Source organism: Burkholderia territorii, from assembly GCF_001718335.1.
Taxonomy (GTDB): domain Bacteria; phylum Pseudomonadota; class Gammaproteobacteria; order Burkholderiales; family Burkholderiaceae; genus Burkholderia; species Burkholderia territorii.
The window spans coordinates 1,797,419-1,820,489 of the sequence record NZ_CP013365.1 but is presented as its reverse complement, the minus strand read 5'-3'; the positions used below and the strand labels follow the sequence as shown (position 1 = coordinate 1,820,489).

The following is a 23,071-nucleotide window of genomic DNA, read 5'->3' as shown; positions in this document are numbered from 1 at the left end:
CAGGTCGGCGCGATGTCAATTCATGGAGGAAATGTGGATTCTTCGCAGCGTGTTCGAGCCATCGTTTCTCTCGTCCAGGCCGTGGATGCGGGAAGTTTTGCGGCAGCGGCCCGACAATTGGGCGTCACGTCGGCTGCCGTGAGCAAGAACGTGGCGGGCCTCGAAAAAGCATTGGGTGTGCGGCTGATGAACCGGACGACCCGCACACTCAAACTCACAGAGGAAGGCGAGGCATTTTTGCGCCACGCGCGCATCGCACTTGAAACACTGGATGCTGCGATCGATACGGTTTCCGCCCAGCGGGCCGTGCCGGCCGGGCGCGTGCGAATTTCGACGAGTGCCGCCTTCGGGCATAACCACGTACTTCCGGCGCTGCCCGCGCTGCTCGCTCGCTACCCGGCGCTGGCGGTCGAGGTCGATTTCGACGATCGGGTCATCGATATTGTCCGGGACGGCTACGACATTGCGGTAAGAGGCGGCAACATCCCGGATTCCGCGCTCGTGACTCGCCCCATTTGTCGCTTGAATACAGTACTGGTAGCGTCTCCCGACTATCTGGCGAACCATGGCGTACCCGAAACGCCGGATGCGTTGCACGCGCACCGGCTCATTGCACGGCGATTCCTGAGCGGCCAGGTCGCGCCATGGAACTTCACGGGCGACGACAAAAGCATCACGACGATCGACCCCTCGGGCAAGGCAATGTTGACACTATCCGCACCGGAATCGCTGGTGCAGGCGGCGTGCGATAGCGTTGGCATCGCGGAGGTCGGGGTGCATCTTGCGTGGGATCTGTTGCGTTCCGGTGCGCTGAAGGTCATTCTCCACAGGTTTCACCATCCCGGAAGCTATGAGATGGTGATGCAGTATCCACACCGGGCGCTCGTCGCGCCACGAGTGCAAGTTACCGTGAAACATCTGCTGGAAGCGCTAACGGCGGATAGCAAATTGCATGTGCCTACGGATGCCTTGGATAGCTATAGCGTGTAGCAGTCAGCCATCGTTGTATTACTAAACGTGTGGTTCCGCGTGGAAACTGCGTGTGCAGCATCGCGACGACCGGAAGTATTCATCGAGCGACCGCCGAAGATCTACAAACCGACGTTGCACGTCCGATGCGGTGAAAGGCGGCTCCGGGTCGGAAGCAGCCGACCACATCGCGCTGCTTCTGGCCAGAAGCGCCCATTCGGGATGAAACAGCGGCAGGCCGCTTCGATTGATCGAGCGGCCTTTCATCGTCATCCCGTCAAATGGGCTGCGCCGTCGAGAATGCGCGTGCCGCAGCCATTGTATCCAGTGCTTCGCGCAACAGCAGGATTTTGCCGTTGTTCGCCACCAGCCGCCCTGCGTACATCTGTCGATAGATTTTCCCCGTTGATGGCACGGGCGCTTCGACTTCATATTCGGCGAATACCTGCTCAGGCGTTTCGATCAGCAGCCGCACATTTCTGAACGAAAAATCCGGTACTTTCGCGAGCAGCGAGGCGATGAAGCCTTCGATCGCTTTTGGCCCCTGTGCTCGCCCGTCAATGCCCAGTGACTTCAGATAAGGGAGCTCCAGCACGCCATCGTCGGCAAACAGTGCGGCGGCCGCGCGTGGGTCACGAATCGATTCGAGATAAGCGGAAAGCAGTTGTTTAGCGTTGTTCATGATCGGCTCGATAAAGGCGTGAAAGGATGCGATTCATTGCAGATGCGTTTTCAACGCAGTCGCCATCTGCTGCATGGCTGCGCGCGTCGGTGCGTCCGCAGCAAGGGCGTTGAGCAGGCCGAAGTCGTGGATCGTGCCTTTGTACTGGGTCGTCGTCACGTCGTTGCCCGCCTGGTCGAGCCGATATCCATATGCCTCGCCTTCGTCGCGCAGCACGTCGAACTGCGCGGTCTGGATGAGCGCGGGCGGCAAGCCCTTCAATTCGTCGAGTGACGCGCGCAGCGGCGATGCGTAGCGTTCGTTGCGCTCGCCTTCGGCGATCGTGTAAGCATTCCAGAACCACTTCATCATGTCGCGGCTCAGGAAGTAGCCGTTTGCAAAGGCGTCGTACGAGGCATTGTCGAACGCGTGGTCGGCCACCGGCCACATGAGGCCCTGGAAGCGGATTGCCGGGCCTTGACGGTCCTTCGCCATCTGGCTGACGACCGCGGCCATGTTGCCGCCTACGCTGTTGCCCACGACGGCCAGCCGCGCACCATCGACGCCGATCTCCGCGCCATGTGCGGCAACCCATTTCGTCGCGGCGTAGGCTTCGTTGATCGCGACCGGGTAGCGCGCTTCGGGCGAAGGCGTGTATTCGACGAACACCGCCGCCGAGCCCGACTGGACAACAAGATCCCGCACGAGACGCTCATGCGTCGGGTAGTCGCCGAGAATCCAGCCACCGCCGTGGAAGAACATGAACACGGGCAGCACACCGCGCGAATCCTGCGGCTTGACGACGACAAGCGACACGACCAGGCCGTCCTGCTCGACCGTGCGCCGCGTGACGTCAATGCCCGAGACGTCGACCGGCACGCTGCGCTGGGCGCCTGCCAGGACTTCGCGCGCTTCGGCGGGCGTGAGCGTCTCGATTGCTGGGCCGGTGGCACTGTTCAGCGCATCGAGGAAGGTAACCGTCGCGGTATCGGGCGTGTTCGGTGTGGCTTGCGTATTCATCGTGATTCTCCTTTTGCTTGGTCCAGTGGCTTGCGACGTGATGTCGTGCAGCCGGTGGAAAGGAGAATACGGATCGGACAATATTTGCGAAATAGAATCGTTTGAAATCCATCATTGCATGAATGCAATGATGGACGCCGGCTGATCAACTGCGCCGATGGATCATTTCGGCCACCGCCATGTTGGCTCGGAAAGGTGCTCGGCAAAGTAGTCCGACAGCGCCGCGACTTTCGCGGGCCGCGCGCGCGCCGACGGCGTAACGAAGTAAAGACCACCCTTCGTCAGCGACCAGTCGGTGAGGATCGCTTCAAGACGGCCATCGGCCAGATACTCGCCCGCGATGAATTCAGGCAGCTCGGCGATTGCAAGGCCATCGAGCAGCGTGGGCAACAGCGCATCGGAGTTCGTCACGCGCAGCGGGCCCGTCGGCATCACCGGTTCCTCCTCGCCTGCGTCGTTCGTGAAGCGCCATACAGCGCTACGCGCACGGTACGCATATGAGAGACAGGGGCGATCCACCAGCTCGCGCGGATGCGTGGGTCGTCCTTCACGTCTCAGATATTCTGGCGACGCGACCACGAATTGCGTCACCGCGCACAGCCGCCGCGCGACCAGGGATGAATCCGGAAGCGCGGCGATACGCAGGGCGGCGTCGAACCCATCGGCGACCAGATCGACCGACGCATCCGATAGATGCAGGTCGATCGACACCTCTGGATAAGCGCGAAAGAAGCCCGGCAGCAGCGGCGCAACCCAGCGCAGCCCGTACGACATCGGCACCGCCAGACGCACCAGCCCGCGTGGCTGCACCGACATTTCGCGTGCCGAGCTTTCCGCCTCCTCGGCCTGGCGATAGATCTCGCCGGCTTTCTCGCTGATCGTCCGGCCGAACTCGGTGAGCGAGAGCTGACGCGACGTGCGATTGAACAGCCGTGCGCCCAGCCGGTCCTCCAGGCGGGCCACGCCGCGCGAGACCGTGGCGACCGACACGCCGGTCGCGCGCGCCGCGGCTGCGAACGATCCGTGCTCGGACACCTTCGCGAACATCGCGAGCCCTTCGAAATCGGGGAGTTGAGCCATGTCCTTGTCTTTTCATTTATGCAACGTTGGATTGCAATCAATTCTATTTCGAAAAGATCAGGCCGTCGATATTCTCCTTACATCGCAGGAAGCCACTGCGACGCAAACATCCACCGACTCATCGAAAGGAGCAATACCATGGCACGCAAACTCGACAACAAGATCGCACTCGTCACCGGCGCAACCAGCGGCATCGGCCTCGCCACCGCGCAACGTTTCGCGGCGGACGGCGCGCACGTCTATCTCACGGGCCGCCGACAGGCAGAACTCGATGCCGCCGTGAAAGGCATTCGCGAAGCCGGCGGCAACGCGACCGGCGTCCGTTCGGATTCCACCCGGCTCGATGAACTCGACGCACTGTATGCGCAAATCAAGGAAGAACAGGGGCGCCTCGACGTCCTGTTCGTGAACGCCGGCGGCGGCTCGATGCTGCCGCTTGGCAACATCACCGAAGCGCACTACGACGACACCTTCGACCGCAACGTGAAGGGCGTGCTGTTCACGGTGCAAAAAGCGCTGCCGCTGCTTGCCGAGGGCGCATCGGTGATTCTCACCGGCTCGACGGCCGGTAGCGCGGGCACTGCCGCGTTCAGCGTGTACTCGGCTTCGAAGGCGGCGGTGCGTGCGTTTGCGCGCAGCTGGATTCTCGACCTCAAGGAGCGCCGTGTCCGCGTGAACACGATCAGCCCGGGCGCGACCCGTACGCCGGGCCTGCTGGATCTTGCCGGCGACGACGCCGCGCAGCGCCAGGGGCTGGCCGATTATCTGGCTGCGCAGATCCCGATGGGGCGGCTCGGCGAGCCCGGCGAGATCGCGAGCGCGGCGCTGTTCCTGGCCTCGGACGACGCGAGCTTCGTGAACGGCATCGAACTGTTCGTCGATGGCGGCCAGCAGCAGATCTGAGCCAGGCTGAGCACGCGGGGTGTGGTGGACGCGGTCTTCGACGATCGCGATCCACGCCCGGCGCACTCGAATCGAGCACCGTCATGATTGAACATCGGCCTTTTCCTTCGCTTGACGCAATCCGGCACGACGGCGTTGATGTCCGCCAACATTTCCGCGCGGGCGACTCCGGGCACGCCGACCATGCGCCGCTCGGTCCCCTCCATATGTGGAACGACATTGAATTCGCGCAGCATGCGGGCCTCGGGCTTCGTGCTCACCGCGACGTCGAGATCGTCACGTGGGTACGTTCGGGGGCCATCACCTACGAAGACGATGCTGGCAATCGCGCGCGTCTGGTTGCCAATTCCGTCCACGTGATGAGTGCCGGCACGGCGATCCATCATGCCGAGCGCAACGATGAAAACATTCCCGCGCGACAGTTCCGGATCTGGCTACGTCCGCGCACACCGGCTGGTACACCGCGCTGCTCGACGCGGGTTTGTTCGCCAGGGTGTCGAGAGGGCCAATTCGTCACACTGGCGAGCGGCGATCCGGAGGATGTCCGCACAGGTGCTTTGCCCCTCCATGCCGACGCGCGGGTGCGTATCGCGACGCTGCGCGAAGGCACGACGATGCTGCACGTTTTGCCGATGACCGGTTCCGCTTATTTGGTTGCGGATCATGGGCGACTGGACATAGGGCCGATCAGGCTGACGCGACGCGATGGCATTGCCGTTCGAGATGAAGCGCGGCTCGTATTGAGGGCGCGAGACGACACTGATGTCGTGATTGTTGAGCTCTTGCGCTAGCACAAGGGCTCCATTAGGGCGTGCCGCAGCCCCATTCATTGCTGTTTCCAACTTCGAGAAAACGCGCCCGTGAGAGTTGGGTGGCTGTTGGGGAGCGAACTGCAGACGGTGATACTGACGCTGCCTATGGCGGAGATGGGTCGCTTGCTGCCGATTACCGATAAACCATTTCCCCATTGAGCGCGCTGCTGCACGCCCATATGAACCCGCCGCCGCTGCGCCAGACGAGCCACACCAAACTTCAACGCGTCAGAAAATCGACCGCCCGGAATACGTAGTCAACCATTCCAAAGCCCTCGTCCCCGCCAACGAGTTCCCATTCGCATCGAGCCCCGGCGCCCACACGCACACCGCCATATCGCCCGGCAGCACCGCGACGATCCCGCCGCCGACGCCGCTCTTGGCCGGCAAGCCCACGCGATAGACGAAGTCGCCTGCCGCGTCATACGTCCCGCAGGTCAACATCAGCGCCGACAGCCGCTTCGCCGAACTCGCGTCGACGATCCGCTCGCCGGTGACGGGCGCGACGCCGCCGTTCGCCAGAAACAGCGCCGCTTGCGCAAGCTCGACGCAGTTCATCGTGATCGCACACTGGCGGCAATACGCTTCGACCACCGTGTCGGGCGGCATCTGCATGTTGCCGAAGCTCGCCATGAAATGCGCCATCGCGCGGTTGCGCTCCGCGTGTTGCAGTTCCGACAGCGCAACGCGCGAATCGTAGTCGAGGTCGGTCGCGCCGATCAGCCGCCGCACGAATTCGACGAGCGCCGTCTCGGCTTTCACGAAACGGCGGCACAGCACGTCGGTGACGACCAGCGCGCCGGCGTTGATGAACGGGTTGCGCGGCTTGCCGCGCTCGCTTTCGAGCTGAACGAGCGAATTGAACGCGGTACCGGACGGCTCGCGGCCGACCCGTTCCCACAGCGCATCGCCGAGCAGCTGGAATGCGAGCGTGCACGCGAACAGCTTCGAGATGCTCTGGATCGAGAAGCGCTCCCGCGCGTCGCCGACGGTGTAAACGTTTCCGTCCAGCGTCACGACGGCCATGCCGAACTTGTCGGCGGGCACCTTGGCGAGCTCGGGAATGTAGTCGGCAACACGTCCCTGGCCGATCCAGGGGGCGAGTTCGGCATGGATGCGTTCGAGGATCGGCTGATAGTTCATCGTGTGCGAGGCAGGGCGGGGCGCGGCCCGGTTTTCAGAGAGCCCGTATGGAACCGTTTCGGCGCCGATTCGTCAAGCGCGGTTGCCATCGATCCCTTATTTTCCCGATCTTCAAACAGGCAATCGGCGGGCGCAGTATCATGCGGTACGTTTCGGCCGATGGCCGGCAGCCGGTGCATGCCCGGTGCCGCCGCGGTCTCCCCGTATGATCCGACCGTTGCCCATGTCTTTTCGCATCCTGCTCGTCGAAGACGACACCCGCTTGTCCACGCTGATCGCCGGCTACCTGCGCAAGAACGACTACGAAGTCGACACTGTGCTGCACGGTGACGCCGCCGTGCCGGCGATCCTGTCCACGCGCCCGGATCTCGTCATTCTCGACGTGAACCTGCCGGGCAAGGACGGTTTCGAGATCTGCCGCGAGGCGCGCAAGCAGTATGACGGCGTGATCATCATGGTGACGGCGCGCGACGAGCCGTTCGACGAACTGCTGGGCCTGGAATTCGGCGCCGACGACTACGTGCACAAGCCGGTCGAGCCGCGCATCCTGCTCGCGCGGATCAAGGCGCAACTGCGCCGCGTTCCCGTGCGCACGGCCGACGGTGCCGCGCCGCAGCCGGAGCGCTACACGTTCGGCCAGTTCTCGATCGACCGCACCGACCGCTCGGTCGTGCTGCCGGGCGGCGACTCGCCCGACCTCACGTCGGCGGAGTTTGACCTGCTCTGGGTGCTGGTGTGCCATGCGGGGGAAGTGGTCAGTCGCGACGATCTGATGCTGCAACTGCGCGGCGTCGAATTCGACGGGCTCGATCGCACGATCGACGGGCGCATCTCGAAGCTGCGCCGCAAGCTTCACGACGACGCGGGTAACCCGCAGCGGATCAAGACGATCCGCAGCAAGGGTTACCAGTTCAGCAAGCATGCGTGGGAATGACGCCGGCCCGGCGCAATGCCGCCGGCCGGCGCCGCCGCGCATCGCACGATAGCCGGAAGCCGCGATGATCCGACACACCCGTTCGCACCCCGATGCACCGCCGCTTTCGGCGCTGCGCTACGTCAAATGGCGCTGGCTGCATTTCCGGCGCGCGTGGACCGACACGCGCGCCGACCGCATTCCGAGCTGGTCGCGCCTGTACGTGCGCACTTACCTGCACCTGCTCGGGCTCGTCTTGCTGACGGCGCTCGTGCCGGCGCTCGCGCTGTGCGTGGTGCTGTCGCCGCAAGTCGTGTGGCATGCGTTCGATGCGCTGCCGGGCGACATCTGGATCGTGCTCGCGTTCGTGTTCGCCGCGCCCGCGCTCGCCGCGTACCGATGGATGCGGCCGGTCTGGTCGGATCTCGTGATGGTGCGCGAACGCGCGATCGACTTCACCGGCGGGCGCTTCAACACGCGCGCGCGCGAATCGCACAGCGTGATCATCGGCCCGCTTGCGCGCACGCTGAACGCGCTCGCGATGCGCATGGAGCGTCTGATCGCCGCGCAGCGCGACCTGACGAACGGCATCTCGCACGAGCTGCGCACGCCGCTCGCACGCGTGCGCTTCGCGCTCGAAATGCTGCGCGAACCGGGCTCCGCCGCCGAATACCACGGTGCGCTGGAGAGCATCGCGCAGGACGTGACCGAGCTCGAGGAGCTGATCGACATGAGCCTCACGTATGCGCGGCTCGAATACAGCTCGCTGCAGTCGAACCTCGAATTGACGGCGCCGGTCGCGTGGTTCGAGCACCAGATCAGCGACGCGCAACTGCTGTATCCGGAGCGCGCGATCGAGTCGCGCATCGCGATCGCGTCGGATCTGCGCGTGAAGATGGACCGGCGGCTGATGTCGTACGCGATGCGCAACCTGCTGCGCAATGCGAGCAAATACGCGGCGTCGCGGATCGTCGTCGGGCTCGCGATCGAGCACGGCAACATCGCGATCTACGTCGAGGACGACGGCCCGGGCGTGCCGGAGAGCGAGCGCGAGCGGATCTTCGACGCGTTCGTGCGCCTGGACCGCCGCACCGGCGGCTACGGGCTCGGGCTCGCGATCACGCGGCAGGTGCTCCACGCGCACAACGGCCGGATCGCGGTGGTCGATCCGGCCGAACTCGGCGGCGCGCGCTTCGAGATCAGCTGGCCGATCTGAGCGCGGTCAATACGTGCGGCCGAGCTGCAGGTAGATGTTGCGCCGGCCGCCCGGCGCAAGCGCGACACCCATGTACAGCGGACCGAATGCGGTCGACAGGCTCGTGAAGAACGTATAGCTCTGCTTGAGCGTGCCGCCGCCGACGTTCACGCCGCTCGACCACACGTTGCCGAGTTCCGCGCTGGCGCCGATCGACAGTGCCTTGATCGGCGACGCGTTGAACGTCATCAGCTGGTTCATGTACGTCACGTTGCCGTACGCGAGTTCGTTGCCGGTCAGCTGGTCGGCCGCATACGCGGCGAGATGCTGGAACCCGCCGAGCGTGAAGTTGAACGCGTTGATCAGGTTGGTGCCGCCGATGCTCTTGCCGCCTTCGATCGTCGCACTGACGCTGTGCCGGCCGAACTGTTGCGCGATCATCGCCTTGCCGTAGAGCTCGGTGTAGGGCCTGTTGGACACATCGGTGAGATTCTCGGCGGACTCGCTGTTATGCGACCACAGCGACCGTTCGACACGGAATTCGCCGTAATAGCCGCGCCTCGGGAACATCGGATCGTCGAGCTGATCGATGACGAGCCGCGCGCGCGCGGTCAGCGCCTGCGACGTGAAGCTCGGCCACATCAGCGTCGAGCTGCCGTCGTCGAACGGGAACGGCAGGTTGTAGTTCGGCGAGCCATGCCCGGTCGCGTAGCCGATACCCATCCGGAAGTCGCCGAGCCGCGCGATCGGCAGGCCGAAGTCGAGGCCGGTGCGCGCCGTCTGCATCAGGTACTGATTCAGCTTCACCTCGCCGCTGTCGTCGTACACGTTCACGTAGCGACGCTGATATTCCGCGTAGGGCGAAATGTAGAAACCGTAGGCGGCCGGCAGCGGCTGGCGCAACTCGACGCGCGCCGACTGCAGGTCGCTGCCGATCGTCGTATCCGCGCGGAACTCGAGGCCCGATTCGGTGAGCCACGGCCGCCGATAGCCGACGTGCAGCCGGAAGCCGCCCTCGTCGGTCGAGCTGCTCGACATCCCGACGCCGAACAGCAGGAAATTCGGCCCCCAGTATTTCTCCCGCGCATCGATCTCGAGCACGTTCTCGTCGCCGTGGCTCACGATCTGCTGCGTCACGCTCTCGAAATTGCCGCCGGTCGTCAACCCGAGCAGGTCCTGGCTGACCGTCGCCGGATCGTAGATGTCGCCCGGCCTCACGTGCAGCGCGTCGCTGACGACGCGCTTGGGCACGCCGCCGGTCGTCTTGATCTCGACCCGCGTGATGCGGATCGGCGGCGGCAGCGGCTGCGCATGCGCGGACCGGTAGGCCGCGTACTGTTCCGGCGTGAGCGCGAAGTGCCGCAGCCGTGGCAGCGCCGCCGTCGCGGCGGCCGCGCCGGCGGCGATCGCCTGTTTCGCGTTCTGGAAATCGGTGAACGCGAGCGAGCCGAGGTCGGGCGTGAGCAGCACGTCCTGCGCGGCGAGCTGCTTGCGCTGCGACGTCACGTTCTGGCGGATCAGGATGCCGACCATCTGCTGCATCACGTCGGCCGGCGACGCGAGCGCGTCGAGCGGGCGCAGCGGCGAGCCGATGTCGACGGCGATCACGACCTTCGCGCCCATCTGCCGCGCGGTGTCGACCGGCAGGTTGCTGACGAGCCCGCCGTCGACGAGCGCGCGGCCGTTGATCTCGGCCGGCGCGAACAGGCCGGGCATCGCCATGCTCGCGCGGATCGCGAGCGGCAGCGAGCCGTGGTCGAGCACGACCATCTGGCCGGTCTGCAGGTCGGTCGCGACCGCGCGATACGGGATCGGCAACTGGTCGAACGGCTGGTTGGTCGGCACGGCGGCCGTCCAGTTCGCGAGCAGCGCCTGCAGCCGGTTGCCCTGCACGAGGCCGACCGGCGCCTTCACGCCTTTCTTGCCGAAGCCGAGCGTCAGGCTGTTGATGTAGAGCCGCTCGTCCTCGCGGCTGCTTTGCGGGAGGTCCGCGCGATCGGTCACGTCGAACGCGATGTCGGCCAGGTTCACCTCCGACAGCTGCTTCTGCATCTCGTCGGCGGCCATCCCGCTCGCGTACAGGCCGCCGACCACGGCGCCCATGCTGGTGCCGGCGATGCAGTCGATCGGGATGCGGTTCTCCTCGAGCACCTTCAGCACGCCCAGGTGCGCATATCCGCGCGCACCGCCGCCGGACAGCACGAGGCCGATCGCCGGCCGCCCGGCCGGGCCGTCGGCGGTGCAGGATGGCGCGGGCCTGGCGGCGGAGGTGGCGGCGGGGGTGGCGGCCGTCGTGACAGGGGCGGCCGGCGCGGCGGCCGTGGCCGTCGCTGCGTCGCGGGCGGCGGTGTCGGCGGCCGGCAGGGGCTGCGCGGCAACGGTGCAGCACCAGAGCGCAACGAGCGTTGCGCCGAGTCGGCGCACCCCGAACCAGCGGGGAAAAGCGGTCGCTGTCATGGAGGAATACCTGGCGTGATCGGGCGTCGGACGCCTGCCGGGAGCAGGCAAGACCGAGAGATTACCGTGTTTTACAAGCGCGGCGCGAGAGGCCGATACGTAGCCGCAGGGCCGTCGGAACGCGCATTCGGCAATTTCGTCGCGAAAAAATCATGGGAATTGTCTAAAGTACCGGAACGAATTGCCGCTAAGTCCGTGATGGAGCGGGAAAAGTACGCCGCGGGGACGCGGTCTGGCCGTTTCGGCCGGTTTGTTCAAAAAAGGCTTGATATGTCGACACCGCTGTTCGGAAAGTTGTTTGCGCAACCCGTTGCGATCGACCCTGGGACGGCGAGTACGCGGATTTACACACACGAGCGGGGCGTCGTGCTGAACCAGCCGTCGGTCGTCTGCTTTCGCAAGGGCGGCGCGACCGACGCGCGGCCGACGCTCGAAGCGGTCGGCGAGCTCGCGAAGGCGCTGCTCGGCCGCGAGCCGGGGCATCTGGAGGCCGTGCGGCCCATGCGGCACGGCGTGATCGCCGATGCGCACGCCGCCGAGCAGATGATTCGCCGCTTCATCGACATGTCGCGCACGCGCTCGCGTTTCGGCCGCCGCGTCGAGGTCACGCTGTGCGTGCCGTCGGATGCGACGGCGGTCGAGCGCCGCGCGATCCGCGAGGCCGCGTTCGCGGCCGGTGTATCGGAGGTCGAACTGATCGAGGAAGCGCTCGCCGCCGGGCTCGGCGCGGGCCTGCCGGTGACCGAGCCGGTCGGCTCGATGGTGATCGACATCGGTGCCGGGACGACCGAAGTCGCGGTGATCGCGCTGGGCGGCATCGTCTACCGCGAGGCGATCCGCGTGGGCGGCAACCAGTTCGACGCGGCGATCGTCAACCACGTGCGCAACCTGTACGGCGTGCTGCTCGGCGAGCAGACCGCCGAGCGCGTGAAGACGACGATCGGCTCGGCCACCAGCGCCGTGCCGCGCACGTCGACGCGCGCGATCGGACGCGGCGTCGCGGACGGCCTGCCGCGCTCGATCGAGTTGACCAATCACGACGTGGCGGACGCGCTGGCCGCGCCGCTCAAGCAGGTGATCGGTGCGGTGAAGTCGGTGCTGGAAAATGCGCCCGCCGAACTCCTGACCGACATCGCGCATCGCGGCGTCGTGCTCACGGGCGGCGGCGCGCTGCTCGCGGGCCTCGAACGCCTGCTGCGCGACGAGACCGGCCTGGCCGCGCGGATCGCCGACGAGCCCGCCACCTGCGCCGTGCGCGGCGCGGGGGAGGCGATGGGGCGGCTCGCGACGTGCCCGGTGGATTGACCGCGGCCGGGCACGCGCGTTGACGATTCTTCAAGGGCGCTGATCGTCAGCCAGCATTACCCCCTCGCGCGGGCACGCTTTGCGTTCGAGCGGGGCGGCATTGCGCCCGCCAACATCTTCGCCGCGTATCCGCGCCACTTCCAGTGGCGCGACATTTATACGAGCTGGCGGGAAGTGCCCGCATACGCGATCCATGCGCTGCGCCTGTGGCTCGATCCCGATGCGCGGCCGATGTCGTTCCGGCCGATGCTTTATTTGATTAGCCTGTTTTCGTAACGCGGCAGTTCAGCCGGGATTCGATCCGATTCAGGCCAATGGAATTGGTCCGGATTGTTTGTGCCGATCGCCGCCGACGTCATTCATATTGCACTGCGAAAATCGAAGTGATGCCCAACGAAGCGTCGGGTTTTCACCGATCACGCGGCCGCTCGGCGCCTTGTGACCGATTCGGCCGCGAAATTCATGCGTGCCACGGCGTTTTGCGTATTTCGACAAGTAAAAAATACGTATCTCATTGGCCGCTCTCCGATAAATAAATATCGACTGGAAAACCCTGTTTTTTTGATATAGCCTTGTCTGACAAAAGCAGGGCGGTAATCAAATCAACCACAAAAATCGCTGCATAAAAACCAGGGGCCACGATCATGTCATCCGGCTAGTTTTGCCTTCGCAAACGCAGGTCGAATAACCAGCAGTTCATCCACGAATAAACCGACGTCGTTCCGCGACCGCCGGAGGGCACGTTTGCGCCCCCGATATTCCGCCGTCGCCGGTTCGATTCAGCGGTCATGCCGACGACGAGGGGACGCATGAACATTCCGCATTCGAAGAAGAGCGCAGAGCCGTTTCCGAGATTCCTGTTGCCGACCGGCGTGTTGCTGGCATTGTCCGGCGCGGGCATCGTTCCCGCGTACGCGACGTGCAGCACGGCAGGCACGACGGTGACCTGTTCCGGCGTCGCGAATCCGCTGGCGCCGAGCTATGCAAACAGCGCCAACAACGTGAACGCCACCGTCAACCCCGGCGCGAGCGTGGGCGTGTTGCTGGGCGTCGGCGGCACCGCGATGTCGCTGACCGGCAGCGGCGTCACGCTGACCAACAACGGCACGATCGATCCTTCCGCGCTCGGCTCGGGGCTCGGCATCCTGTCGAGCGGCGCGGTGGTCGGCAATGCATCGGCGAGTACCACGACCGTCACCAACAACGGCACGATGATGGGCTCGACCGGTGTCGCGATCAGCGGCGTGACGGGCATGGCGCTGTCGGTTCAGAACGGTACGGGCGGCGTCTCCAACATCACGAACACCGGCACGATCAGCTCGACCGCGCTGCCCGGTGCCACGCTCGCCGGCGCGGACGCGCCCGTGGTCGCCGCTTACGGCGGCGGTCAGGTCAACATGACGAACAGCGGGACGATCATCGGCCGCGTGTCGCTCGGCTCGAGCGGCACGGCCGGCGTCGGCAACACATTCGTGAACTCCGGCACGATCAACGGCGGCGTGTCGATGGGCGCGAACAGCACAAACACGTTCACCGCCGTCACCGGCTCGTCGGTCAATACGGCGGGCGGCACGGGCGGCGCGTTCAACATCACGATCGGCCCCGTCACGCTCGGCGTCGCGGCGACCGGCGTCGTCGACGGCGGCGCGGGCGGCGACAACACGCTGGTGCTGCAGCAGGGCACCACGGCGAACGGCACGATCGCGGTCAACAACTACATCAACTTCAATCATCTCGACCTCACGAGCGGCAGCTGGACGATCAACGGCGCGTCGACCGCGCAGGACGCAACGCTCGCGGGCGGCGTCGCGATCATCAACGACAATGCGTCGCTCGGCACGGGCACTGTGGCGGCCACCGGCGGCGCGCTGCAGGCGGGCACGGCCGGGTTGAACGTCGCCAACGACGTGACGCTCGGCGTCGGCGGGCTGACGGTGCAGGGCGCGACCGGGCTCACGCTGTCGGGCACGGTGACGGGCGGCGGCGCGCTGACGAAGAACGACGGCGGCACGCTGACGCTGTCGGGCGCGAACTCGTATTCGGGCGGCACGAACCTGAACGGCGGCGGCCTGGTGGTCGGCAACAACACGGCGCTCGGCACCGGCGCGCTGAACGTCAACGCGGGGGCGTCGCTCGACACGAGCACGAACGTGACGCTCGGCAACGAGATCAATCTCGCCACCGGCGCCACGCTGACGGTCGGCGGCAGCAACGCGCTCGGGCTGTCCGGCACGATCGCGGGCGCGGGCGGCCTCGTGAAGAACGGCGCGGCGACGCTGACTTTGAGCGGCACGAACACGTACACCGGCGACACGACGATCAACGCCGGCACGCTCGCGCTCGGTACGGGCGGCAGCCTCGCGGCGACCGGCACGGTGAACCTGACCGGTGCGGGCGCGACCTTCGACCTGAGCGGCGCGTCGGGCGCGCAGACGATCGGCGCGCTGGCCGGTGCGGCAGGCACGAACGTGAACCTCGGCAGCAATTCGCTGACGCTCGACGGCACCGTCAATGCGACCTACGCGGGTACGATCGCCGGCGCGGGCAGCGTGACGCTGTCCGGCACCGGCACGCAATCGCTGACCGGCCCGAACGTCTATAGCGGCGGCACGAACCTGAACGGCGGCAGTCTCGTCGTCGGCAGCAACACGGCGCTGGGCCTCGGCGCGGTGAACGTCAACGGCTCGTCGACGCTCGATGCGAGCGCCAACGTGTCGCTCGCGAACGGCTTCAACGTCGCGACCGGTACGACGCTGACGGTCGGCGGCACCACCGATCTCGGGCTCGGCGGCACGATCTCCGGCGGCGGGGGCCTCGTGAAGAACGGCGCGGCGACGCTGACGCTGAACGGCGCGAACAATTACACGGGCGGCACGACGCTGAACGCCGGCGTCCTCGCGCTCGGCAATGCCGCGGCACTCGGTTCCGGCACGCTGACCGTCGGCGGCGCGGCGACGCTCGATGCGACCACGAACCTGTCGATCGGCAACGCGATCGACCTCGGTGCGAGCGCGGCGCTCACGCTGGGTGGCAGCAATGCACTCGGGCTGGGTGGTGCGATATCGGGTGCCGGCGCGCTCGTAAAGGACGGCGCGGCGACCGTGACGCTGACGGGCGCGAACACGTATGCGGGCGGCACGACGATCAACGCGGGCACATTGGCGATCGGCGCGGGCGGCAGCCTCGCGGCGACCGGCGCGATGAACCTCGCGAACGCGGGCGCGGCGCTCGACCTGAGCGCTGCGACGGGGGCGCAATCGATCGGTGCGCTGAATGGCGTAGCCGGCACGAACGTGAATCTCGGCGCCAACGCGCTGACGCTGGGCGGGACGGCCGGCGGCACCTTCAGCGGCTCGATTGGCGGAACCGGCAGCCTGACGCTGGCCGGCACCGGCACGCAGACGCTGAACGGCGCGAGCACGTATTCGGGCGGCACGAACCTGAACGGCGGCGGCCTCGTGCTCGGCAACGCGTCGGCACTCGGCACCGGCGCGCTGAACGTGGGCGGCGCGGCGACGCTCGATACGAATGCGAGCCTGTCGATCAATAACGCAGTTGCTCTCGGCACAGGCTCTACGCTGACGCTCGGCGGCAGTAATGCGCTCGGATTGAGCGGCGCGATCTCCGGCACGGGTGCGCTCGTAAAGGACGGCGCGGCGACCACGACGCTCACGGGCACGAACACGTACACCGGCGGCACGACGATCAACGCGGGCACGCTGGCGCTCGGCGCGGGTGGCAGCCTGGCGGCGACCGGCGCGATGAACCTTGCGAACGCGGGCGCGACGCTCGACCTGAGCGGCGCGGCCGGTGCGCAAACATTTGGCGCGCTGTCGGGCGTGGCCGGCACGAACGTGAATCTCGGCGCCAACGCGCTGACGCTGGGCGGGGCGGGCAGCGGCACGTTCAGCGGCGCGATCGGCGGCACCGGCAGCGTGACGCTGGCGGGCACCGGCACGCAGACGCTGAACGGCGCGAGCACGTATTCGGGCGGCACGAACCTCAATAATGGCGGCCTGGTGCTCGGCAACGCATCGGCACTCGGCACCGGCGCGCTGAACGTGGGCGGCGCGGCGACGCTCGATACGAACGCGAGCCTGTCGATCAACAACGCAGTCGCTCTCGGCTCGGGCGCGACGCTGACGCTCGGCGGCAGCAATGCACTCGGGCTGGGCGGCGCGATCTCCGGCACGGGTGCGCTGGTGAAGAACGGCGCGGCGACCACGACGCTCACCGGCGCGAACACGTACACCGGCGGCACGACGATCAACGCGGGCATGCTGGCGCTCGGCACGGGCGGCAGCCTGGCGGCGACCGGCACGGTGAACCTCGCGAACGCGGGCGCGACGCTCGACCTGAGCGGCGCGTCGGGTGCGCAAACGCTCGGCGCGCTGTCGGGCGTGGCGGGCAGCAACGTGAGCCTCGGCGGCAACGCGCTGACGTTGGGCGGCACCGCCAGCGGCGGGTTCGGCGGGGTGATCGCCGGCACGGGCGGCCTGACGGTCGCGGGCACCGGCATCCAGACGCTGACCGGCAGCAACACGTACACAGGCGGCACGACGATCGCGGCGGGCGGCACGCTGCAGCTCGGCAACGGCGGCACGTCGGGCAGCGTGGTCGGCAATGTCGTCGACAACGGCGCGCTGATCGTCAACCAGTCCGCGAACGTGACGCTCGCGAACGTGCTGTCCGGCACCGGCTCGCTGACGCAGGCCGGCAGCGGACAACTGACGCTGACCGGCACGAGCACGCTGAGCGGCCCCACCACGGTGGCCGCGGGCACGCTCGCCGTCGACGGTTCGCTCGGCCAGTCGACCGTGACCGTGCAGAACGGCGCGACGCTCACGGGCACCGGCACTGTCGGCGGCCTCGTCGTGCAGAGCGGCGCGTTCGCGGCCGTGTCGCAGCCGGGCGCGGCGCTGAACGTCGCCGGTAACGTCACGTTCCAGCCGGGCTCGACGCTGCAGGTCGCGGTCACGCCGCAACAGGGCGGCAGCATCGCGGCGAGCGGCACGGCCACGCTGAACGGCGGCACCGTGCAGGTGCTCGCGAACCAGGCCAGCTACCAGCCGACCACGAAGTACACGATCCTGAGCGCGTCCTCGGGCGTGCAGGGCACGTTCAGCCAGGTGAATTCGAACTATGCGTTCCTGATGCCGACGCTCAGCTACGATCCGGACCACGTATACCTGCAGCTGGTCTCGAACGGCACGGCGCTGCCGGATGTCGCGACGACGCCGAACCAGCGCGCGGTCGCCACCGCGATCGGTGCGCTCGGCGCGGGCAACCCGCTGTACGACACGGTGCTGACGACCGATGCCGCCACCGCGCGCCGGGCCTACGGGATGCTCGACGGCGAATTGCAGGCGAGCTTGAAGAGCATGCTGCTGCTCGACAGCCGCTACGTGCGCGATGCCGTGACCGATCGCGTGCGCCAGGGCCTTGCGCCGGGATCGGGGCCGCTCGCCGCGCTGTCGTCGGGCGGCGCCGCGCTATGTGGCGACAACACGGCCGGGGCGGTCGACCCGACGCTGCCGCCGGAACGCCGGATCGGTTCGCGCGAAGGATGCCATGGCGGCACGCCGTACCAGCCGGTGGTCTGGGGGCAGGCGTTCGGCGGCCGCAGCAGGCTCGCGGGCGACGGCAACACGTCGACGATCAATCGCAGCATGACGGGCTTCATCGCCGGTGCCGACATGGCGCTCAACGACAAGTGGCGCGCCGGCCTGGCCGCCGGCGTCACGCACGGCTCGCTCGACAACGACCAGAGCGCGTCGGCGTCGGTCAACAGCTACTACCTGTCGCTGTACGGCGGCGCGCAGTACGGCGCGCTCGGCGTGCGCGGCGGCGCGTCGTACACGTGGTATCGGATCAACAGCGACCGCTACCCGGGCTTCGCGGGCTTCTCCGATCACGATTCGGCCGGCTACAACGCGAATTCCGCGCAGGTCTTCGGGGAAGTCGGCTATGCATTGCCGGTCGGGCCGGTCGCGCTCGAACCGTTCGCGGGCCTGGCTTACGTGAACCTGCATACCGACGGCTATACGGAAAGCGGCGGTGCGGCCGCGCTGCGTGCGGGCGGCGAGACGACCCACGTCGGGTTCTCGACACTCGGCGTGCGTGCCGCGTCGCAACTCGGCACGATCGCGAGCGGCACGTTCACCGCGCGCGGGACGGTCGGCTGGCGGCATGCGTTCGGCAACGTTCAGCCGTCGTCGGCGTTCACGTTCGCGAACGGCGGTACGTCGTTCCAGGTGTCGGGCGTGCCGATTGCGCGCGACAGCGCGGTGCTCGAAGCCGGCATCGACGCGGCCATCACGAAGCGCCTGACGCTCGGCCTCACGTTCAGCGGCCAGTATGGCGGCGGCGTGCGCGACAACGCGGTGCTCGGCAACATCCTGTGGAAATTCTGAGCGCGGGCTGATGTGCCTGTACGCGCCCCCGCGCGGCGACGGCAACGTCGCGCGGGGCGCGTCCTTTTCGTCGCTGCGCGCGGCCCCCGTTCTGGCCTATCCTGTGCGAAACACGCGACGCGCGCCGCGCGTTGCGCCTCGACACAGGAGCATCGATGCCGAATCACGCCGAAGCCACTACGACGCAGGCGCCGCAAGTCGCGCCGGTTCCCCCGACCCAGGCGACGGGCCCCGCGTTCATCGCGCCCGAAGCCGATCCGCAGGCGCTTGCGCGCAACAACCAGTACGTATTGAAATCCGGTGACGCATTCGTGGTCAGCGACGCGCTGGGCGACATCGGCGGCCATGACGACGGCCTGTTCGTCGACGACATGCGCGTGCTGTCGACGTGGCGGCTGACCTTCGGCGGCCGCGCGCCGTCGCTGCTGTCGGGCGCCACGAGCGCGGACAACGCGTCGTTTACCGCCCACCTGACGAACCGCCCGCTGCCGCCGCTCGGCGGCCGCGAGACCCCCGAGGGTGTCATCCACATCGAACGGACGCGCGTGCTCGCGGGCGACGTGCTGTACGAAGCGCTGACGCTGACGAACTACGGCGCGAGCGAGGCCGAGGTGCCGCTGTCGCTGTCGTTCGCGGCCGATTTCAAGGACATGTTCGAAGTGCGCGGCACGCCGCGCCCGAAGCGTGGCACGGTGGTTGCACCGAGCGTCGACGCCGGCGCGGTGCGGCTGCGCTACGACGGTCTCGACAAGGTCGAGCGCAACGTGACCGTGCATTTCTCGCCGGCACCCGACGCACTGTCGGTCGATCGTGCCGATTACACGCTGACGATCGCCGCGCAGGCGTGCGTGTCGATCTACCTGACCGTCGACGCGACGCTCGGCCCGGCGCACGACGGCGAAGGCCCGGGATGCGGGCGCGTCGCGCTGCGCACCGCGCTCGTCGGCGTGCATCGCGAGATGCGTTCGCGGCGCGAGTCGATGGCACGCGTGAATACCGGCAATCCGCTGTTCGACGCATGGCTCGACCGGTCGCTCGCGGATCTCGGGCTGCTCACGACGCAACTCGACACCGGGCCGTATCCGTATGCGGGCATTCCATGGTTCTCGACGCCGTTCGGCCGCGACGCGGTGATCACGTCGCTGCAGATGCTGTGGCTGCAGCCGTCGCTCGCGCGCGGCGTGCTGCGTTTTCTCGCGGAGCACCAGGCGCGCGAGACGTCCGCGTTCCGCGATGCGGAGCCCGGCAAGATCATGCACGAGTTCCGCCGCAGCGAGATGGCCGCGACGGGCGAGGTGCCGTTCGCGCTGTATTACGGCGGCGTCGACACGACCCCGCTGTTCATCGTGCTCGCGGGCGCATACGTCGAGCACACCGGCGACGATGCGCTGATCGACGAGCTGTGGCCCGCGCTCGAGCGCGCCGCGCAGTGGGTGATCGACAAATGCGACCGCAACCCTTATGGGCTGCTCGACTACCAGCGCACGTCGGAGCGCGGCCTCGCGAACCAGGGCTGGAAGGACAGCCACGATTCGGTATTCCACGCGGACGGCCGTTTCCCCGACGGGCCGATCGCGCTCGTCGAAGTGCAGGCATATGCATGCGCGGCACTCGAGGCAATGTCGATGTGCTCGCACCGGCGCGGCCACGCGGCCGACGCGACGCGCTACGCGTTGCGCGCGAAGGCGCTGCGCGATCAGGTCGACGCGCTGTTCTGGATGCCGGAAGGCCAGTTCTACGGGATCGCGCTCGACGGTCACGGCGATCTGTGCCGCGTGCTGGCGTCGAACGCGGGCCATCTGCTCGCGTTCGGGCTGCCCGACGCCGAGCGCGGCGCGGCGGTCGCCGGCGTGCTCGGCTCGACGCTGTTCCAGACGGGCTGGGGCATTCGCACGCTCGCGGCCGGCCAGCCGCGCTTCAATCCGATGGCCTATCACAACGGTTCGGTGTGGCCGCACGACAATGCGCTGATCGCGCGCGGGCTCGCGCGCTATGGCGACAAGACGGCCGCGGTGAACCTGCTGCGCGCGCTGTTCGAAGCGGCGGTCAGCTTCGAGATGCGGCTGCCGGAGCTGTTCTGCGGGTTCCCGCGCCGACGCGGCGAGCCGCCGACCGCCTATCCGGTCGCGTGCCTGCCGCAGGCGTGGGCGGCCGGTGCGCCGTTCATGATGCTGCAGGCGTGCCTCGGCGTTAGCGTCGACGCGGCGCGCCACGAGGTGCGCGTCGAGCGCCCGGCGCTGCCGGAAGGCGTCGACTGGTTGCGTATCGACGACCTGCGCGTCGGCGACGAAAGCGTCACGCTGATGTTCCGCCGCGTCGACGGCCAGGTGATCGCATCGGCGGAGCAGCCGGGGCGCGTGAAGGTCGTTGCGGTGCTATGACGCCGGCGCGTGCACGGACGTTGCGCGATGTCGCGCCACGTCCGCGTGCAGCGGCATAGAATCGTGACATGACCCTTGAACGATGGCGGAGGCACCTACGATGACGACCGACAATCGGCCCGACGACGGCGAGCAGAAGCTCGAGAATCTGGAAGCGGCGGTCGACCACCTGCACAAGTCGATCGAGTCGCAGAGCATCGCGGCCGGCGCGGCGAAGGGCATCCTGTTCAGCCTGATCGAAACGCTCGGCGCGCTGATCGGCGATCCCGACCTGCCCGAACATGCGCGCTCCGGATACGAGGCGCTGCGCGACAAGGCGCGCGAGTTGCGCGGCGGGCTCGACCGGCATTGACGAACCGGTAGCGCCGGCGCCGGCCGCATGGCCCGCGCCGGTGTTGCCCAATCCTGCGCGGCCCGCACAAAAGCCCGTGCGCTCAACGAGTTAGCCTGCCGATGCGCAGGATATCCACAAGCTTGCCAACACATTCTGTGGAGAACCGTCCGGCTCCGCGAACCGGCCGCCTGCTGCATGGCGCGACGCCGCAAACGATGCCGCGTCATTGACCTGTCGGGTCCGATCTACTGAATCCCCTTTTGTATCAGGATGTTACGCGTCACATTGGCGGAATATCCACAGGCTTGCCAACAAAATCTGTGGATAAGTCTGACGTGATTGCTTCCTAATGGTTGACGATCCGGCGCACGGCGGCCGTGCCGTTCACGTGCTTGCGCACCGGCTGCCCGATGCATGCATCGGTGCGGTAATTCGTGCGCGATCAACGAGTTAGGCGTCGGGTACCCAGGATATCCACATCCTTGCCAACAAAATCTGTGGACAAGCGACGTGCCGCTATTCGAGCGGCGCCGCGTCGGCCGCGTCGGCCGCTTCCGCCACGATCCAGTCGCGAAACAGCGTCATCGCCGGCGTGAGCGGCTTCGACTTCAGCGACGTGAGCCAGTAGCCGCCCGCCCGCACGTCGATGTCGAGCGGCCGCGCAAGCTGGCCGAGCTGCAGTTCGCGCACGAACATGCAGGCCGGCGCCAGCGCGATGCCCGCGCCCTGCATCGCGGCCTCGATCATCAGCCGTGACGAATCGAACACGGGCCCGTTCACCGACCACGGTTCGAGCTGCGCGGCGTCGAACCAGCCGAGCCATTCGTCGGTGCGGTACGAGCGCAGCAGCGTTTCGTTCGCGAGATCGGCCGGCCGTGCGAGACGCCGCGCGATCTCCGGTGCGCACAGCGCGGTGAGCGGTGCGTCGAGCAGCCGCTCGTTGCGCGTCGCCGGCCAGTTGCCTTCGCCGAAGCGGATCGCGAAGTCGAGGCCTTCGGCCGCGAGGTCGACGACGTTGTTGTTGGTCCGCAGCCGCAGTTCGACGAACGGGTGCGTGTCGCCGAAGCGCTTCAGCCGTGGCATTAGCCATCCTATGGCAAAGGTGCCGACCGCGCCGAGCGTCAGCACCTCGCGGAAGCGCCCGCCCTCGAACTGCTTGAGCACGGTCTCGATGCGGCTGAATGCGTCGCTGAGCACCGGCAGCAGCGCGCGTCCTTCGTCGGTGAGCCCGAGGCCGCGCGGCAGCCGCGTGAACAGCGCGCAGCCGAGCCGCTCCTCGAGCGAGCGCACCTGCTGGCTCACGGCAGCCTGGGTCACGCTCAACTCGAGGCCGGCGCGCGTGAAGTTCAGGTGGCGTGCCGACGATTCGAACGCGCGCAATGCGTTCAGCGGAAGATGAGGGCGGAGCTTGGTCATAAGAATTTCTTGTGTCAGCGCTCAATTATCGTTGCTTGTCAGACAACCGTAAAGTCACGATAGTGCTGT

16 protein-coding genes and 1 pseudogene are annotated in these 23,071 nt (G+C 67.1%); 10 read left to right on the top strand and 7 right to left on the bottom strand.

The features are described from left to right. Positions 1 to 33: 33 nt before the first annotated feature. Entirely contained in the window at positions 34 to 990 is a 957-nt protein-coding gene (locus tag WS51_RS08020) for a LysR family transcriptional regulator (RefSeq protein WP_060261407.1), read from the top strand. Positions 991 to 1,246: 256 nt separating this feature from the next. Here WS51_RS08020 and WS51_RS08015 read toward each other — a convergent pair whose 3' ends face one another. From WS51_RS08015 to WS51_RS08005, 3 genes are all read right to left on the bottom strand, one after another. Continuing rightward, positions 1,247 to 1,651, bottom strand: a complete 405-nt coding sequence (locus WS51_RS08015; RefSeq protein WP_059950310.1) for a nuclear transport factor 2 family protein — start codon at positions 1,649 to 1,651, stop codon at positions 1,247 to 1,249. A gap of 33 nt (positions 1,652 to 1,684) precedes the next feature. After that, positions 1,685 to 2,650, bottom strand: coding sequence for an alpha/beta hydrolase (locus WS51_RS08010; RefSeq protein ID WP_081060495.1), 966 nt, complete (start codon positions 2,648 to 2,650; stop codon positions 1,685 to 1,687). A 162-nt stretch (positions 2,651 to 2,812) separates the two neighbouring features. Beyond that, on the bottom strand, positions 2,813 to 3,730 hold the full coding sequence (locus WS51_RS08005; RefSeq protein WP_059950307.1) for a LysR family transcriptional regulator: 918 nt from the start codon (positions 3,728 to 3,730) through the stop codon (positions 2,813 to 2,815). A 138-nt stretch (positions 3,731 to 3,868) separates the two neighbouring features. On the opposite strand from WS51_RS08005, the gene WS51_RS08000 reads away from it, so the two are divergent. Further along, the gene (locus tag WS51_RS08000) at positions 3,869 to 4,633 is read left to right on the top strand and encodes an SDR family NAD(P)-dependent oxidoreductase (protein WP_069228910.1); all 765 of its coding nucleotides are present in this window, start codon (positions 3,869 to 3,871) and stop codon (positions 4,631 to 4,633) included. An 83-nt stretch (positions 4,634 to 4,716) separates the two neighbouring features. Continuing rightward, positions 4,717 to 5,424 carry a pirin family protein gene (locus tag WS51_RS07995; RefSeq protein WP_069228909.1) on the top strand — a complete coding sequence of 236 codons (708 nt, stop codon included), beginning with the start codon at positions 4,717 to 4,719 and terminating at the stop codon, positions 5,422 to 5,424. 249 nt (positions 5,425 to 5,673) lie between these two features. Here WS51_RS07995 and WS51_RS07990 read toward each other — a convergent pair whose 3' ends face one another. Continuing rightward, positions 5,674 to 6,588, bottom strand: a complete 915-nt coding sequence (locus WS51_RS07990; RefSeq protein ID WP_059447268.1) for a glutaminase — start codon at positions 6,586 to 6,588, stop codon at positions 5,674 to 5,676. Positions 6,589 to 6,811: 223 nt separating this feature from the next. Between WS51_RS07990 and WS51_RS07985 the strand changes: the two genes are divergently transcribed. Beyond that, the gene (locus WS51_RS07985; RefSeq protein ID WP_059447269.1) at positions 6,812 to 7,522 is read left to right on the top strand and encodes a response regulator; all 711 of its coding nucleotides are present in this window, start codon (positions 6,812 to 6,814) and stop codon (positions 7,520 to 7,522) included. Between the two features lie 64 nt (positions 7,523 to 7,586). After that, positions 7,587 to 8,717 (top strand): ATP-binding protein, encoded by a 1,131-nt coding sequence (locus WS51_RS07980; RefSeq protein WP_059447270.1) that lies wholly within the window; start codon positions 7,587 to 7,589, stop codon positions 8,715 to 8,717. Positions 8,718 to 8,723: 6 nt separating this feature from the next. On the opposite strand, the gene WS51_RS07975 is transcribed toward WS51_RS07980, so the two are convergent. Beyond that, complete coding sequence (locus WS51_RS07975) at positions 8,724 to 11,153, bottom strand: patatin-like phospholipase family protein (protein ID WP_081333532.1); 2,430 nt, start codon at positions 11,151 to 11,153, stop codon at positions 8,724 to 8,726. A gap of 270 nt (positions 11,154 to 11,423) precedes the next feature. On the opposite strand from WS51_RS07975, the gene mreB reads away from it, so the two are divergent. Both mreB and WS51_RS32825 read left to right on the top strand, forming a co-directional pair. Then, the gene (gene mreB, locus WS51_RS07965; protein ID WP_059447300.1) at positions 11,424 to 12,458 is read left to right on the top strand and encodes a rod shape-determining protein; all 1,035 of its coding nucleotides are present in this window, start codon (positions 11,424 to 11,426) and stop codon (positions 12,456 to 12,458) included. A gap of 30 nt (positions 12,459 to 12,488) precedes the next feature. After that, positions 12,489 to 12,734: pseudogene (locus WS51_RS32825) on the top strand (YdcF family protein); the annotation flags it as partial. Positions 12,735 to 12,969: 235 nt separating this feature from the next. Here the strand turns inward: WS51_RS32825 and WS51_RS33035 are convergent. Continuing rightward, positions 12,970 to 13,104 carry a hypothetical protein gene (locus WS51_RS33035; protein WP_257785631.1) on the bottom strand — a complete coding sequence of 45 codons (135 nt, stop codon included), beginning with the start codon at positions 13,102 to 13,104 and terminating at the stop codon, positions 12,970 to 12,972. Positions 13,105 to 13,267: 163 nt separating this feature from the next. Between WS51_RS33035 and WS51_RS07955 the strand changes: the two genes are divergently transcribed. The 3 genes from WS51_RS07955 to WS51_RS07945 all read left to right on the top strand — a co-directional run bounded on the left by WS51_RS07955 (position 13,268) and on the right by WS51_RS07945 (position 21,604). Continuing rightward, positions 13,268 to 18,871: an autotransporter domain-containing protein gene (locus WS51_RS07955; protein ID WP_069228908.1), complete on the top strand. Its 5,604-nt coding sequence runs from the start codon at positions 13,268 to 13,270 to the stop codon at positions 18,869 to 18,871. A 155-nt stretch (positions 18,872 to 19,026) separates the two neighbouring features. Then, positions 19,027 to 21,252, top strand: a complete 2,226-nt coding sequence (locus WS51_RS07950) for an amylo-alpha-1,6-glucosidase (protein ID WP_059506590.1) — start codon at positions 19,027 to 19,029, stop codon at positions 21,250 to 21,252. Between the two features lie 100 nt (positions 21,253 to 21,352). Next, on the top strand, positions 21,353 to 21,604 hold the full coding sequence (locus tag WS51_RS07945; protein ID WP_059447090.1) for a hypothetical protein: 252 nt from the start codon (positions 21,353 to 21,355) through the stop codon (positions 21,602 to 21,604). Between the two features lie 498 nt (positions 21,605 to 22,102). Here the strand turns inward: WS51_RS07945 and penR are convergent, their stop codons facing one another. Continuing rightward, complete coding sequence (gene penR / locus WS51_RS07940; protein WP_069228907.1) at positions 22,103 to 23,002, bottom strand: beta-lactamase transcriptional regulator PenR; 900 nt, start codon at positions 23,000 to 23,002, stop codon at positions 22,103 to 22,105. Positions 23,003 to 23,071: the final 69 nt, after the last annotated feature.

Coding starts and splice junctions, on each gene's coding strand:
- WS51_RS08015 (WP_059950310.1), bottom strand. CDS start 1,651: ATGAACAACGCTAAACAACTGCTTTCCGCTTATCTCGAATCGATTCGT.
- WS51_RS08010 (WP_081060495.1), bottom strand. CDS start 2,650: ATGAATACGCAAGCCACACCGAACACGCCCGATACCGCGACGGTTACC.
- WS51_RS08005 (WP_059950307.1), bottom strand. CDS start 3,730: ATGGCTCAACTCCCCGATTTCGAAGGGCTCGCGATGTTCGCGAAGGTG.
- WS51_RS08000 (WP_069228910.1), top strand. CDS start 3,869: ATGGCACGCAAACTCGACAACAAGATCGCACTCGTCACCGGCGCAACC.
- WS51_RS07995 (WP_069228909.1), top strand. CDS start 4,717: ATGATTGAACATCGGCCTTTTCCTTCGCTTGACGCAATCCGGCACGAC.
- WS51_RS07990 (WP_059447268.1), bottom strand. CDS start 6,588: ATGAACTATCAGCCGATCCTCGAACGCATCCATGCCGAACTCGCCCCC.
- WS51_RS07985 (WP_059447269.1), top strand. CDS start 6,812: ATGTCTTTTCGCATCCTGCTCGTCGAAGACGACACCCGCTTGTCCACG.
- WS51_RS07980 (WP_059447270.1), top strand. CDS start 7,587: ATGATCCGACACACCCGTTCGCACCCCGATGCACCGCCGCTTTCGGCG.
- WS51_RS07975 (WP_081333532.1), bottom strand. CDS start 11,153: ATGACAGCGACCGCTTTTCCCCGCTGGTTCGGGGTGCGCCGACTCGGC.
- mreB (WP_059447300.1), top strand. CDS start 11,424: ATGTCGACACCGCTGTTCGGAAAGTTGTTTGCGCAACCCGTTGCGATC.
- WS51_RS33035 (WP_257785631.1), bottom strand. CDS start 13,104: ATGATCGTGGCCCCTGGTTTTTATGCAGCGATTTTTGTGGTTGATTTG.
- WS51_RS07955 (WP_069228908.1), top strand. CDS start 13,268: ATGAACATTCCGCATTCGAAGAAGAGCGCAGAGCCGTTTCCGAGATTC.
- WS51_RS07950 (WP_059506590.1), top strand. CDS start 19,027: ATGCCGAATCACGCCGAAGCCACTACGACGCAGGCGCCGCAAGTCGCG.
- WS51_RS07945 (WP_059447090.1), top strand. CDS start 21,353: ATGACGACCGACAATCGGCCCGACGACGGCGAGCAGAAGCTCGAGAAT.
- penR (WP_069228907.1), bottom strand. CDS start 23,002: ATGACCAAGCTCCGCCCTCATCTTCCGCTGAACGCATTGCGCGCGTTC.